This window comes from Streptomyces sp. NPDC101165 (assembly GCF_044768135.1).
In the GTDB taxonomy this organism is placed as follows: Bacteria; Actinomycetota; Actinomycetes; order Streptomycetales; family Streptomycetaceae; genus Streptomyces.
On sequence record NZ_JBIWPG010000008.1, the window covers coordinates 41,607 to 55,360 of the forward strand.

A 13,754-nucleotide genomic window follows, 5' to 3' on the forward strand; every position below is an offset into this window, starting at 1 on the left:
AACGTAAGGGCGGTGGAGAATCCAACTCCACCGCCCTCGGTCCGCGCAGGCTGTACGGCGTTACGCGTCGCCGCCCGCCGCGCCCGGATGCGCCGCCGAGACGTCCAGCAGCTGGTACCGGTCGATGGCCTGCTTCAGCACGGACCGGTCGACCTTGCCCTCCCGGGCCAGCTCGGTCAGCACCGCCACCACGATCGACTGGGCGTCGATGTGGAAGAAGCGGCGGGCCGCGCCACGGGTGTCCGCGAAGCCGAAGCCGTCGGCGCCCAGCGACTGGTACGTGCCGGGCACCCACCGGGCGATCTGGTCCGGAACCGATCGCATCCAGTCGGACACGGCCACGAACGGCCCCTCGGCACCGCTCAGCTTCTGCGTCACGTACGGCACCCGCTGCTCCTCCTCCGGGTGCAGCAGGTTGTGCTGCTCCACCGCCACGGCCTCGCGCCGCAGCTCGTTCCAGGAGGTCGCCGACCAGACGTCGGCCTTCACGTTCCAGTCCTCGGCGAGGAGCTTCTGCGCCTCCAGCGCCCACGGCACCGCGACACCGGACGCCATGATCTGCGCCGGGACCGAGCCCGCCGTACCCTCGCTGATCCTGTGGATGCCCTTGAGGATGCCCTCGACGTCCACGTTCGCCGGCTCGGCCGGGTGCTGGATGGGCTCGTTGTAGACGGTGAGGTAGTAGAAGACGTCCTCGCCGTGCGGGTGCTCGGCGTCGCTGCCGTACATCCGGCGCAGGCCGTCCTGGACGATGTGCGCGATCTCGTACGAGTACGCCGGGTCGTAGGCCACGCACGCCGGGTTCGTCGAGGCGAGCAGCTGGGAGTGGCCGTCCGCGTGCTGGAGGCCCTCACCGGTCAGGGTCGTGCGGCCCGCGGTCGCGCCCAGCACGAATCCGCGCGACAGCTGGTCGGCCATCTGCCAGAACTGGTCGCCGGTGCGCTGGAAACCGAACATCGAGTAGAAGACGTAGACCGGGATGAGCGGCTCGCCGTGCGTGGCGTAGGCCGAGCCCGCCGCGATCAGGGAGGCCGTGCAGCCCGCCTCCGAGATGCCGTCGTGCAGCATCTGGCCGGTCGGCGACTCCTTGTACGCGAGCAGCAGGTCGCGGTCGACCGCTTCGTACTGCTGGCCGAGCGGGTTGTAGATCTTCGCGCTCGGGAAGAAGGAGTCCATGCCGAACGTGCGGTACTCGTCCGGCGCGATCAGCACGAACCGCCGGCCGATCTCCTTGTCCCGCATGAGGTCCTTGAGGAGCCGGACAAAGGCCATCGTCGTGGCGATGGACTGCTGACCGGTGCCCTTCTTCACGGTCGCGTACGTCTTGTCGTCGGGCAGCTGCAGCGGCTTGGAGCGCACGACGCGGGTCGGGACGTACCCACCGAGCCCCTTGCGCCGGTCGTGCATGTACTGGATCTCCTCCGAGTTCCGCCCCGGGTGGTAGTACGGCGGCGGGCCGGACTCCAGCTCCTTGTCGGAGATCGGCAGGTGCAGGCGGTCCCGGAAGCCCTTGAGGTCGTCGACCGTCAGCTTCTTCATCTGGTGCGTGGCGTTGCGGCCCTCGAAGTTCGGGCCCAGCGTCCAGCCCTTGATGGTCTTCGCGAGGATGACCGTGGGCTGGCCCTTGTGCTCGACGGCCGCCTTGAAGGCCGCGTAGATCTTGCGGTGGTCGTGACCGCCGCGGCCCAGGTGCAGGATCTGGTCGTCGGTCATGTTCTCGACCATCGCGCGCAGCCGGTGGTCGTCACCGAAGAAGTGCCGGCGGATGTAGTCGCCGGACTCGGTGGCGTAGGTCTGGAACTGACCGTCCGGGGTCGTGTTCATCTTGTTGACCAGCACGCCGTCGCGGTCCTGGGCGAGCAGCGGGTCCCAGGTGCGGTCCCAGACCAGCTTGATCACGTTCCAGCCGGCGCCCCGGAAGACCGACTCCAGCTCCTGGATGATCTTGCCGTTGCCGCGCACCGGGCCGTCCAGGCGCTGCAGGTTGCAGTTGACGACGAAGGTCAGGTTGTCCAGGCCCTCGCGCGCGGCGATGGTCAGCTGGCCGAGCGACTCCGGCTCGTCCATCTCGCCGTCGCCGAGGAAGGCCCACACGTGCGACTTGGAGGTGTCCGCGATGCCGCGGGCCTGCATGTAGCGGTTCATCCGGGCCTGGTAGATCGCGCCCAGCGGGCCGAGGCCCATGGAGACGGTCGGGAACTCCCAGAAGTCCGGCATGGAGCGCGGGTGCGGGTAGCTGGACAGCGCGTTCGGGTACTTCGACTTCTCCTGGCGGAAGCCGTCGAGCTGGTCCGCGCTGAGCCGGTCGAGCATGTACGCGCGCGCGTAGATGCCCGGGGAGGCGTGGCCCTGGAAGAAGACCTGGTCGCCGCCGTCGCCCTCGTCCTTGCCGCGGAAGAAGTGGTTGAAGCCCACGTCGTAGAGGGAGGCGGAGGAGGCGAAGGTGGCGATGTGGCCGCCGACGCCGATGCCGGGGCGCTGGGCGCGCGAGACCATCACGGCCGCGTTCCAGCGGGTCGCGTTGAGGATCCGGCGCTCGATCTCCTCGTTGCCGGGGAAGAACGGCTCCGCCCGGGTGGGGATCGTGTTGACGTAGTCCGTGCTGCGCATCTCGGGCACGGCCACGCGCTTCTCGCGGGCCCGCTCGATCAGGCGCAGCATGAGGTAGCGGGCCCGCTCACGGCCGCGCTCGTCCACGGCGGCGTCGAGGGAGTCGAGCCACTCCTGGGTCTCTTCGGGATCGAAGTCAGGAACCTGACTCGGAAGGCCGCCAATGATGATCGGATTGCGATCGGATCCGGAAGCCACGCTGTTCCTTACCTGTCAGAGGGCCACTTTTTTCCTAGTGCCTACACCGATCCCCATCGTGTACCTCGGGAAGGCCCACGTCATCTCTACCGTGGGGTAACCGAGCGTGGGTCCGGTCAAAACGCAACGATACGCCCGGGCCGTGACGGACTTGGCAAACTTGTTCGAGGCTCGTAGTGCCGGATGATTCCGAACGGCGCAAAGCGGGCACTTCGGTGTGATGTGGGTCATGGCGAATCGGGGTACGGTGCCAGAAGTTGCGGCGACACGGCCGGGATCGTCACCGTTTCGGCGGTCTGAACGGCCGGGTACTTGCGCGATCCGTCCCGCCCGTGTGGACTACGGCCAATGCTTCGCGCACGCGCGTGGCTGAGACATTCACCAAGACATGATCAGGAGGCAACCCGTGAGCGCGACCGCGGACCACGCGGAGGAGCGGACGAACCCTGCCGCCAGGCTGGGGTTCCAGCCCGGGCAGGTGGTCCAGGAGATCGGCTACGACGACGACGTCGATCAGGAGCTCCGTGAGGCCATTGAGGAAGCCATCGAAGGCGACCTGATGGACGAGGACTACGACGACGTGGCCGACGCCGTCGTGCTGTGGTTCCGTGACGAGGACGGCGACCTGACCGATGTGCTCGTCGATGCCACCACGTACATCGAAGAGGGCGGCGCCATCCTGCTGCTCACGCCGAAGACCGGCCGTACGGGGTACGTGGAGCCGAGTGACATCTCGGAGGCCGCGACGACCGCCGGCCTGACGGCGTCCAAGAGCGTCAGTGTCGGTAAGGACTGGAGCGGCTCGCGTCTGGCGACGCCGAAGGCCGCGAAGTCCGGCAAGAAGTAACCCGCCTCGTCCCGAGGACGTCGGACGGGCCGGGAGCGCCCGGCCCGTCCGAAAGTCCGTGCTGAACCCGCGGTGATCGCTGCGTAGGGTGGTTCCGAGCGTTTGCTCGCTCTCACCCGATCAGTCCACCGAAGGGATGCAGGACGATGGCGATCCAGGTCGGCGACAAGGCGCCCGACTTCGAGCTCAAGGACAACCACGGCCGCACCGTGAAGCTCTCCGACTTCCGCGGCGAGAAGAACGTGGTGGTGCTCTTCTACCCCTTCGCCTTCACCGGCGTGTGCACCGGCGAGCTGTGCGCGCTGCGCGACAGCCTGCCGCAGTTCTCGGACCGCGACACCCAGCTGCTCGCCGTCTCGAACGACTCCATCCACACCCTGCGCGTCTTCGCCGAGCAGGAGGGCCTGGAGTACCCGCTGCTCAGCGACTTCTGGCCGCACGGCAACGTCTCGCGCGCCTACGGCGTCTTCGACGAGGACAAGGGCTGCGCCGTCCGCGGCACCTTCATCATCGACAAGGAGGGCGTCGTGCGGTGGACCGTGATCAACGGCCTGCCGGACGCGCGCGACCTGAACGAGTACGTGAAGGCGCTCGACACCCTGTGATCCGGCCTCGGGGCCGACACCTGTGAGTCATCGGGTCCAGGGTCTGCGGGGGGCGGGAACCCGTCACTAGGATCTGCACGTTGATCCCATATCCGAGCACGAAGGGGCTCCCCGCCCCTGGACACCACATGGAGGACTCGTGGGAGTCAGCCTCAGCAAGGGCGGCAACGTATCGCTGACGAAGGAGGCCCCGGGCCTGACCGCCGTCATCGTCGGTCTGGGGTGGGACGTGCGCACCACGACCGGCACCGACTTCGACCTCGATGCCAGCGCGCTGCTGCTGAACACGTCCGGCAAGGTCGCGAGCGACCAGCACTTCGTCTTCTTCAACAACCTCAAGAGCCCCGACGGCTCCGTGGAGCACACCGGTGACAACATCACCGGTGAGGGCGAGGGCGACGACGAACAGATCAAGGTCAACCTGGCCGGGGTCCCGGCCGACGTGGACAAGATCGTCTTCCCGGTTTCGATCTACGACGCCGAGAACCGCCAGCAGTCCTTCGGGCAGGTCCGTAACGCGTTCATCCGCGTCGTCAACCAGGCGGGCGAGCAGGAGATCGCCCGCTACGACCTCAGCGAGGACGCCTCGACCGAGACCGCCATGGTCTTCGGCGAGCTGTACCGGAACGGCCCGGAGTGGAAGTTCCGTGCCATCGGCCAGGGGTACGCCTCCGGTCTGCGCGGCATCGCCCAGGACTTCGGCGTCAACGTCTGATCCCAGCAGGGTTCCGACGCCCATACCGTCCGGCGCCGCACCGTTTACGGTCGGCGCCGGACGCGCAGGACAACCAAAGAAGCACCACAAGGGGAGGACCAGCATCATGGGCGTCACGCTCGCCAAGGGAGGCAATGTCTCCCTCTCCAAGGCCGCACCGAACCTCACCAACGTCTTGATCGGGCTCGGCTGGGACGCGCGCTCCACCACCGGCGCCCCCTTCGACCTGGACGCCAGCGCCCTGCTGTGCGGCGCCGGGAACCGGGTGCTGGGCGACGAGTGGTTCGTGTTCTACAACCAGCTCACGAGCCCCGACGGCTCGGTCGAGCACACCGGCGACAACCTCACCGGTGAGGGCGAGGGCGACGACGAATCGATCCTGGTGGACCTGACCAAGGTCTCGCTCCAGTGCGAGAAGGTCATCTTCCCCGTCTCCATCCACCTGGCCGACGAGCGCGGCCAGACCTTCGGACAGGTCTCCAACGCCTTCATCCGCGTGGTCAACCAGGCCGACGGCCAGGAGCTGGCCCGCTACGACCTCAGCGAGGACGCCTCCACCGAGACCGCCATGATCTTCGGCGAGCTCTACCGCTACCAGGGCGAATGGAAGTTCCGGGCCGTGGGCCAGGGGTACGCGTCCGGTCTGCGCGGCATCGCTCTAGACTTCGGAGTCAACGTTTCGTAAAGCTGAGTACGGCGCGGGGGAGACCCGTACCAACACGATGGGGTAGCCAGTGCTTCTGAAAACCTTCGGCTGGTCGTTCGCGGTCACCGCGATCGGTCTGGTCGCTGCGGTCTTCTACGGGGGGTGGGAGGCCTTCGGCATCGTGGCGATCCTCTCCGTCCTGGAGATTTCGCTCTCGTTCGACAACGCGGTGGTCAACGCCGGAATCCTGAAGAAGATGAACGCCTTCTGGCAGAAGATCTTCCTCACGGTCGGCGTCCTCATCGCGGTCTTCGGCATGCGGCTGGTCTTCCCCGTCGTCATCGTCGCGATCAGCGCCAAGATGGGCCCGATCGAGGCCGTCGACCTCGCTCTCAACAACAAGGTCCGCTACCAGGAGCTGGTCACGGACGCCCACCCGGCGATCGCGGCCTTCGGTGGCATGTTCCTGCTGATGATCTTCCTCGACTTCATCTTCGAGGACCGGGACATCCAGTGGCTGCGCTGGATCGAGCGGCCCCTGGCCAAGCTCGGCAAGGTCGACATGCTGTCGGTCTGCATCTCCCTGATCGTCCTGCTCATCACCTCCTTCACCTTCGCCACCCACGCCCACCAGCACGGCGGCGCCCACGTCGACAAGGCGCAGACGGTCCTGATCGCCGGCATCGCCGGCTTGATCACCTACATGATCGTCGGCGGTCTCTCCGGCTACTTCGAGGACAAGCTGGAGGAAGAGGAGGAGCGCGAGCACGAGGAGGAGGAAGAGGCCGCCCGCACCGGGAAGAAACGTTCTCCGGTGGTCCTGGCCGGCCAGGCCGCGTTCTTCATGTTCCTCTACCTCGAGGTCCTGGACGCCTCCTTCTCCTTCGACGGTGTGATCGGCGCCTTCGCCATCACCAACGACATCGTCCTGATGGCGCTGGGCCTCGGCATCGGCGCGATGTACGTCCGTTCGCTGACGGTCTACCTGGTCCGCCAGGGCACCCTCGACGACTACGTCTACCTGGAGCACGGCGCCCACTACGCGATCGGCGCCCTGGCCGTGATCCTCATGGTCACCATCCGGTACGAGATCAACGAGGTCATCACCGGTCTCGTCGGCGTCGTCCTGATCGCCTGGTCCTTCTGGTCCTCCGTCCGCCGCAACCGCGCACTGGCGGCCACGGAGGGGGAAGCGGGCTCGGACGAGAAGGCTGAGATCTCGTCCGGAGTCTGACGTCCGGCGCCCCCTGAGCGCCCCCTACGGGCAAGATCAGGGACGTGGCGGGGTGTGGCATCCCGTCCGGTGAGGAACGCTCTGTTCGGGGCGGCCGACGTGGTCGGCCGCCCCGACGGCGTTCGGGACGAGTACGTGGGGGCGGGAATGGGGTTCTTCGACGGGCTGCGGGGCGGCCGGGCCGAGTTCGACTCGGGCAGCGCGGCGAGCAACGCGATCGAGCTGACCAGGCGGCACCACCAGGTGTCGCTCACCAAGCAGGACGCGGCCACCGGCCATCTGCGCGTCAACCTGACCTGGCGGATGCGGACCACCGACTTCGACGGCAACCAGCGCACCAGCCTCTTCCGGCACCCGTTCAGGGCGCTCAAGCCGCCGGAGGTGCTCGGGCACGGGCAGAGCATGGTCAACGTCGACCTCGACCTGGGCTGTCTGTACGAGCTGACCGACGGCACCAAGGGGGTCGTCCAGCCGCTCGGCGGCTACCTCGGCGATGTCAACGCACCGCCGTACATCAAGCTCAGCGGGGACGACCGGTTCGGGTCGGCGTCCGGCGAGACGATGTACATCAACCTGGACCACCGGGACGCGATCAAGAGGCTGCTGGTCTTCGTGTACATCTACGACCAGACGCCGGCGTTCGACCGTACGCACGCGATCGTGACTCTTTACCCGAGCAATGGGCCTCGTATCGAGATAGGCCTGGACGAACGGCATCCTCAGGCTCGGTCATGTGCGGTTGTGATGATCGAGAACGTGAAGGGGGAGTTGGTCGTCCGGCGCGAGGTGAAGTTCGTGTACGGGTTCCAGGGGGAGCTGGACCGGTTGTACGGGTGGGGGCTGACCTGGGGGCGCGGATACAAGGCCAAGGCCGAGAAGTAGTCGCCCACGAGTCGGCTGCCCTAGCGCCCGATGAACTGTGGCCCTTGAGGGGGCAGCCGGAAGTTCGGGTCCGGGGCTGTCAGGGCCGGCTGGGGATAGCCGTAGGCGGGCTGCTGCGGTGACGTCGGCTGGGGGTAGCCGTAGGCCGGCTGCTGCGGTGACGTCGGCTGGGGGTAGCCGTAGGCCGACTGCGGCGGGACCGTCGTCGGCTGCTCGGGAGGCAGCGGCTGGGACGTGGTCTCGGGCAGGGGCAGGAGCTGGTGCGCCTCCTCCTCCGGCTCCGACTCGTCCACCGAGATGCCGAAGTCCGTGGCGAGGCCCTTGAGGCCGTTCGAGTAGCCCTCGCCCAGCGCGCGGAACTTCCAGCCCTCCCCGCGCCGGTACAGCTCACCGCAGATCATGGCGGTCTCCGCGCCCGTCTCCGGCTTGATCTCGAAGTGGGCCAGCGGCTCGCCGTCGACGACGGCGGCGTCGTACAGCAGGATGCACAGGGCCGGGACGCGGTCGAAGGTCTCGCCGTCCGCGGAGGCGACCAGCAGGACGCGGCCGACGCCGGGCTCGACCCCGGAGAGATCCGACTGGATGGTGTCGGTCAGGCCCTCGGTGATCCGCTTCTTGCCCAGGCGCCAGACCTTGCCCGAAGGGTGCCGGGGCTGGTTGTAGAAGACGAAGTCCTCGTCGGAGCGCACGCGGCCGTCGGTGCCCAGCAGCAGCGCCGACGCGTCCACGTCCGGGACCCCCTGTCCGGGGGTCCAGCGCAGCACGGCGCGCACCGTGGTGGCTTCGAGCGGGACGTTCGACCCCTTCAGCATCGCGTGCGTCATGCGGTCATCCTGCCTTCTTGGTCCTGGCCACGACAATGCGGGGGTGTCGGCGCCGACACGGGTGAGTTACCGGAAATTCATGCCCGAGGGGAACCTTCGACATGGATCCCTACGTACTATTACCGGCCACCCTTTACCCAATCCACAAGCTCGGCTTGCGCGCACTAAGGAGCCATATGCGTCATTTCGGGCACATCGCCCCTGAGGTGCGGCAGCGCCTCTTCCACCAGGAGCCGTGCGAGTTCACCGCCGACTCCCCGGCCCGGCTGCTCTCCGCGGCCCTGGGCGCCACGCTCTACAGCCCGGCAACCCGGCCGCGGCTCGCCGACGACGTCGTCAAGCAGACCGGCAACGGCGTGGTCTCGATGGTGCTGTGCCTGGAGGACTCGATCGACGACGCGGACGTCGCGGCCGGCGAGGAGAACCTCGTCCGGCAGTTCGCGGACCTCGACTCCCGCCCGGGAGCGGAACCGCCCCTGCTCTTCATCCGGGTGCGCGCCCCCGAGCAGATCCCCGACCTCGTGCGACGCCTCGGTGCCGGCGCGCGGCTGCTGTCGGGCTTCGTCATGCCGAAGTTCACCGAGGAGCGCGGCCTCCCGTTCCTGGAGGCCCTCACCGCCGCCGAGGCCGAGAGCGGGCGCCGGCTGTTCGCCATGCCCGTCCTGGAGTCGCCCGAGCTGCTGTACCGCGAGTCCCGGGTGGACACCCTGGAGGGCATCGCGCGCGCGGTCGACAAGTTCCGCGACCGGGTGCTGGCCCTGCGCCTCGGCGTCACCGACTTCTGCTCCTCCTACGGCCTGCGCCGGGCCCCCGACATGACCGCCTACGACGTCCAGGTCGTCGCCTCCGTGATCGCCGACGTGGTCAACATGCTCGGCCGGGCGGACGGCACCGGCTTCACCGTGACCGGGCCGGTCTGGGAGTACTTCCGGGTCCCCGAGCGCATGTTCAAGCCGCAGCTGCGGCAGAGCCCGTTCCTGGAGGTCCAGGCCGTCGAGCTGCGCGAGAAGCTCATCGAGCACGCGATGGACGGCCTGCTGCGCGAGATCTCCCTCGACCAGGCCAACGGCCTGCTCGGCAAGACCTGCATCCACCCCTCCCACGTGCTGCCCGTGCACGCGCTGTCCGTGGTCAGTCACGAGGAGTTCAGTGACGCCCAGGACATTCTGCGGCCGGAACGCGGCGGTGGGGGTGTACTCCGGTCGGCCTACACGAACAAGATGAATGAAGTGAAGCCGCATCGTGCCTGGGCCGAGCGGACCCTGCTCCGCGCCGAGGTCTTCGGTGTCGCACGCGAGGACGTCGGCTTCGTGGAGCTGCTCGCCGCCGGCATACCCGGCTGACCCTCTTCAACCCAAGGAACGCATGAAGAACGCAGTGAACGACGGGGTCTGGTCCGGCACCTGGGTCGCCGAGCGGCTCGGAGTCGGACTGGAGGGCGACGACGGGCTCCGGGCCCTGCTCGGGCTGGCGCTGCGCCGCAACCCCAAGCGGGCCCACCTGCTGGTCTCCCACGTGCTCGGCAAGCACGTGCCGCAGTCGCCGTCCGTGGTCTACGGCCACGGCTTCCGTCTCGGCCGCCGGGTCCGCGAGCTGCTCGGCGAGACGGAGGCCGCCTCGGCGGTCGTCCTCGGCTACGCGGAGACCGCCACCGGCCTCGGCCACTCGGTCGCCGACGGTCTGGGCCTCGCCCCGTACCTGCACTCCACGCGCCGCCCGGTGGCCGGGGTCGCCCGGGCGGGCGGCTTCGAGGAGTCCCACTCCCACGCCACCTCCCACCTGCTGCTCCCCGAGGACGCGGGGCTCCTGGCCGGAGATGGCCCGCTGGTCCTGGTCGACGACGAGTTCTCCACCGGGAACACGGTCCTCAACACCATCCGTGACCTGCACGAACGCTATCCGCGACGGCGGTACGTGGTGGTCGCCCTGGTCGACATGCGCTCCGCCGAGGACACCGCCCGCCTGGAGCGGTTCGCCACCGAGATCGGCGCCCGGGTGGACCTCGTCGCGGCCGCGACCGGGACCGTACGGCTGCCGGAGGGCGTGCTGGAGAAGGGGCAGCAGCTGGTCGCCCGGCACGAGCCCGTCCAGGAGGCACCCGAGCCCTCGTACGGCCGGATCACCCACGTCGACCTCCACTGGCCCCCCGGCCTCCCCGACGGCGGTCGGCACGGGTTCACCCCCGCCCACCGGGCCCGGCTGGAGGCCGCGCTGCCTGCCATGGCCGCGCGGGTCGCCGAGGCGCTGCCCGCCGACGCCCGGCGGGTACTGGTGCTCGGCTTCGAGGAGCTGATGTACGCCCCGCTGCGGATCGCCCGCGAGCTGGAGCAGGTGATCCCCGCCGAGGTGCGCTTCTCCACCACCACCCGCTCGCCCGTCCTCGCGGTCGACGACCCCGGCTATGCGATACGCACCCGTCTGGTCTTCCCCGCTCACGACGACCCGGCCGACGGCCCCGGCGAGCGGTACGCCTACAACGTCGCCGGTGCCGGCTTCGACGCCGTCGTCGCCGTGGTCGACTCGGTCGCCGACACCTCCGCGCTGCACGCCCCCGACGGTCTGCCGGCCCGCCTGGCCGCCCACACCCCGCACGTCCTGCTCGCGGTCGTCCCCTCGTACGTCCCCGAGCCCCTCGCCTCCCCCGAAAGGCCGGCCATGCTGCCCGAGCCCCTCCGCGGCCCCGCCTTCTCCTCGTACGCCCCCGAAGAGGTCGGCTGGCTGCTGCAGGACCTCTCGGACGTGACCCTGGAGGCGCCGACCGAGGAGCGCGAGGAGGCCATCCAGAGCGGCGGCGCCCACTACGCCGAGTCGCTGCCGGTCGAGTACCAGCCCAGCGAGCAGTACCAGGAGCTGTTCCACAGTGCCCTGGACGCCTCCGCCGCCCGGATCGCCCAGGCCGTCGGTGTCGTGACGGAGGCCGTCATCGCCGAGCGGTCGCCCCGGCCGGTGCTGGTCTCGCTGGCCCGCGCCGGCACCCCGGTCGGCGTGCTCATGCGCCGCTGGGCCGGGTTCCGGCACGGCCTCGAACTCCCGCACTACGCCGTCTCGATCGTCCGCGGCCGCGGCATCGACGCCAACGCCCTGCGCTGGCTGGCCGCCCACCACGACCCCCGGGACGTCGTCTTCGTCGACGGCTGGACCGGCAAGGGCGCCATCACCCGCGAACTCGCCCAGGCCATCGAGGAGTTCGAGGACAAGGAGGGCATCACCGGCTTCGACCCGGAGATCGCCGTACTCGCCGACCCGGGCTCGTGCGTGCGCACCTACGGCACCCGCGAGGACTTCCTCATCCCGTCCGCCTGCCTCAACTCGACCGTGTCCGGACTGATATCCCGTACGGTCCTGCGCGCGGACCTGGTCGGCCCGAACGACTTCCACGGCGCGAAGTTCTACCGCGAACTCGCTGTCGCCGACGTCTCCGTGGCCTTCCTCGACGCCGTCTCCGCCTGTTTCCCCGAGGTCGCCGACACCGTCGACGCGGCGGCCAAGGAGCTGATGGCCGAGGACCGCACCCCGACCTGGGAGGGCTGGCAGGCCGTCGAGCGGATCAGTGAGGAGTACGGCATCCACGACGTCAACCTGGTCAAGCCCGGCGTCGGCGAGACCACCCGGGTGCTGCTGCGCCGGGTGCCGTGGAAGATCCTGGCCAAGGCCGGTGCGGGCGCCGATCTCGACCATGTGCGACTGCTGGCCGAACAGAGAGGGGTTCCGGTGGAGGAGGTCGGCGAGTTGCCGTACACCTGCGTGGGGCTGATCCACCCGAAGTACACCAGGGGCGCCACGGGCGCCGACGGCAAGGCGGTGAATGTCTGATGCCGGTGCTGGTGGCGAGCGATCTCGACCGTACGCTGATCTACTCCTCGGCGGCCCTCGCGCTGACCATGCCGGACGCGCGGGCGCCCCGGCTGCTGTGCGTCGAGGTCCACGAGAGCAGGCCGCTGTCGTACATGACCGAGACGGCCGCCCAGCTGCTGAGCGACCTCGGCGACACAGCCGTCTTCGTGCCGACCACGACCCGCACCCGCAAGCAGTACCAGCGCATCAACCTGCCCGGCCCGCAGCCGGCCTACGCGATCTGCGCCAACGGTGGGCATCTGCTGGTCGACGGCGTCACGGACCAGGACTGGCACGCACAGGTGCTGGCCAGGCTCGCCGAGGAGTGCGCGCCGCTGGAGGAGATCCGGGAGCACCTGATGACCTCCGCCGACCCCGCCTGGGTGCGCAAGCACCGGGTCGCCGAGGACCTGTTCGCCTATCTCGTCGTGGAACGCGAGCTGCTGCCCGAGGAGTGGGTGAAGGAGCTGGCGGCCTGGGCGGAGAACCGGGGCTGGACGGTCTCGCTCCAGGGCCGCAAGATCTACGCCGTCCCCAAGCCGCTCACCAAGAGCGCGGCCGTCCGCGAGGTGGCCCGGCGCACCGGCGCCCACCTCACCCTGGCCGCCGGGGACTCGCTGCTCGACGCCGACCTGCTGCTGGCCGCCGACCGGGGCTGGCGCCCCGGCCACGGCGAACTGGCAGACAGCGACTGGAGCGCACCGGAGATCAGCGCGCTCCCCGAGCGTGGCGTGCTGGCCGGGGAGCGGATCGTACGGGAGTTCCTGCGGGCCTCCCGCCCGAGGGCCTGACCCGCACGGTCGGCGTCAGCCGCAACAGCCTCCGCCGCAGCAGCCGCCCCCGCCCCCGCCCGCCCTGGGCGCCGGGGCCGGCGCGGCGGAGGTGCCGCCCACGGCCACCGTCGACAGCAGCTTGACCGTGTCGTCGTGGCCCGCGGGGCAGGTGGCCGGCGCGCCGGACTCCGCCATCGGACGGCTCAGTTCGAAGGTGTCACCACAGTTACGGCAGCGGTACTCATAGCGAGGCATGCGCACAGGTTAACCGGAGTGGCGCTTGTCACAGCACTTCAAAGTTTTATGAGTGTTCGCTCTTGCCCGAAACTGGTGCGGAGATTTTGAAAAGATCGCTGATAACTTAGCTTAGCCGCGAGGAGCCGTAAGACCGGGGGAAAAGGGGGGGTTCACCGCGCCGCGAAGACCATTGCGGCGGTGTCCACCTTTTGCTGAGTCTGAACCGCGCGCGCAAGGACCAGTGCGAGGGGAGACGCAGCCTTGGCCAAGTCATGGCAGCGGTCGGAAGGCGACGGGGACGACAAGAGTCCCCGGCCCGAGGAGCGGCAGCCGCAGGAGACGGACGCGA

General features: G+C 69.1%; 12 protein-coding genes. 9 read left to right on the forward strand and 3 right to left on the reverse strand.

Going from position 1 to position 13,754, the window contains the following annotated elements; translation table 11 throughout:
- Window positions 1-60 precede the first annotated feature (60 nt).
- Window positions 61-2,808, reverse strand: a complete 2,748-nt coding sequence (gene aceE / locus ACIRVH_RS18240; RefSeq protein WP_403954069.1) for a pyruvate dehydrogenase (acetyl-transferring), homodimeric type — start codon at window positions 2,806-2,808, stop codon at window positions 61-63.
- A 406-nt stretch (window positions 2,809-3,214) separates the two neighbouring features.
- On the opposite strand from aceE, the gene ACIRVH_RS18245 reads away from it, so the two are divergent.
- The 6 genes from ACIRVH_RS18245 to ACIRVH_RS18270 all read left to right on the forward strand — a co-directional run bounded on the left by ACIRVH_RS18245 (window position 3,215) and on the right by ACIRVH_RS18270 (window position 7,737).
- Window positions 3,215-3,655 carry a DUF3052 domain-containing protein gene (locus tag ACIRVH_RS18245; protein WP_186581706.1) on the forward strand — a complete coding sequence of 147 codons (441 nt, stop codon included), beginning with the start codon at window positions 3,215-3,217 and terminating at the stop codon, window positions 3,653-3,655.
- Between the two features lie 146 nt (window positions 3,656-3,801).
- Window positions 3,802-4,260, forward strand: coding sequence for a peroxiredoxin (locus tag ACIRVH_RS18250; protein WP_403954072.1), 459 nt, complete (start codon window positions 3,802-3,804; stop codon window positions 4,258-4,260).
- Between the two features lie 139 nt (window positions 4,261-4,399).
- Entirely contained in the window at window positions 4,400-4,975 is a 576-nt protein-coding gene (locus ACIRVH_RS18255) for a TerD family protein (RefSeq protein ID WP_403954075.1), read from the forward strand.
- Window positions 4,976-5,081: 106 nt separating this feature from the next.
- On the forward strand, window positions 5,082-5,660 hold the full coding sequence (locus ACIRVH_RS18260) for a TerD family protein (RefSeq protein WP_145883343.1): 579 nt from the start codon (window positions 5,082-5,084) through the stop codon (window positions 5,658-5,660).
- 49 nt (window positions 5,661-5,709) lie between these two features.
- Complete coding sequence (locus ACIRVH_RS18265) at window positions 5,710-6,855, forward strand: DUF475 domain-containing protein (protein WP_403954078.1); 1,146 nt, start codon at window positions 5,710-5,712, stop codon at window positions 6,853-6,855.
- A 147-nt stretch (window positions 6,856-7,002) separates the two neighbouring features.
- Complete coding sequence (locus tag ACIRVH_RS18270) at window positions 7,003-7,737, forward strand: Tellurium resistance (RefSeq protein ID WP_403954909.1); 735 nt, start codon at window positions 7,003-7,005, stop codon at window positions 7,735-7,737.
- 20 nt (window positions 7,738-7,757) lie between these two features.
- Here ACIRVH_RS18270 and ACIRVH_RS18275 read toward each other — a convergent pair whose 3' ends face one another.
- On the reverse strand, window positions 7,758-8,561 hold the full coding sequence (locus ACIRVH_RS18275; RefSeq protein WP_403954081.1) for a TerD family protein: 804 nt from the start codon (window positions 8,559-8,561) through the stop codon (window positions 7,758-7,760).
- 176 nt (window positions 8,562-8,737) lie between these two features.
- Here ACIRVH_RS18275 and ACIRVH_RS18280 point away from each other — a divergent pair, with 176 nt between their 5' ends.
- From ACIRVH_RS18280 to ACIRVH_RS18290, 3 genes are read left to right on the forward strand one after another with little or no spacing between them, the layout of a single operon-like run.
- A complete protein-coding gene (locus ACIRVH_RS18280) occupies window positions 8,738-9,904 on the forward strand; it encodes an HpcH/HpaI aldolase/citrate lyase family protein (RefSeq protein WP_403954084.1) in 1,167 nt (388 codons plus the stop codon).
- Between the two features lie 22 nt (window positions 9,905-9,926).
- Window positions 9,927-12,374 (forward strand): phosphoribosyltransferase, encoded by a 2,448-nt coding sequence (locus ACIRVH_RS18285; protein ID WP_403954086.1) that lies wholly within the window; start codon window positions 9,927-9,929, stop codon window positions 12,372-12,374.
- On the forward strand, window positions 12,374-13,186 hold the full coding sequence (locus tag ACIRVH_RS18290; RefSeq protein WP_403954088.1) for an HAD family hydrolase: 813 nt from the start codon (window positions 12,374-12,376) through the stop codon (window positions 13,184-13,186). Before ACIRVH_RS18285 ends, ACIRVH_RS18290 begins: the two co-directional genes overlap by 1 nt.
- Before the next feature lie 15 nt (window positions 13,187-13,201).
- Here the strand turns inward: ACIRVH_RS18290 and ACIRVH_RS18295 are convergent, their stop codons facing one another.
- The gene (locus tag ACIRVH_RS18295) at window positions 13,202-13,423 is read right to left on the reverse strand and encodes a zinc ribbon domain-containing protein (protein ID WP_403954091.1); all 222 of its coding nucleotides are present in this window, start codon (window positions 13,421-13,423) and stop codon (window positions 13,202-13,204) included.
- Window positions 13,424-13,754 lie beyond the last annotated feature (331 nt).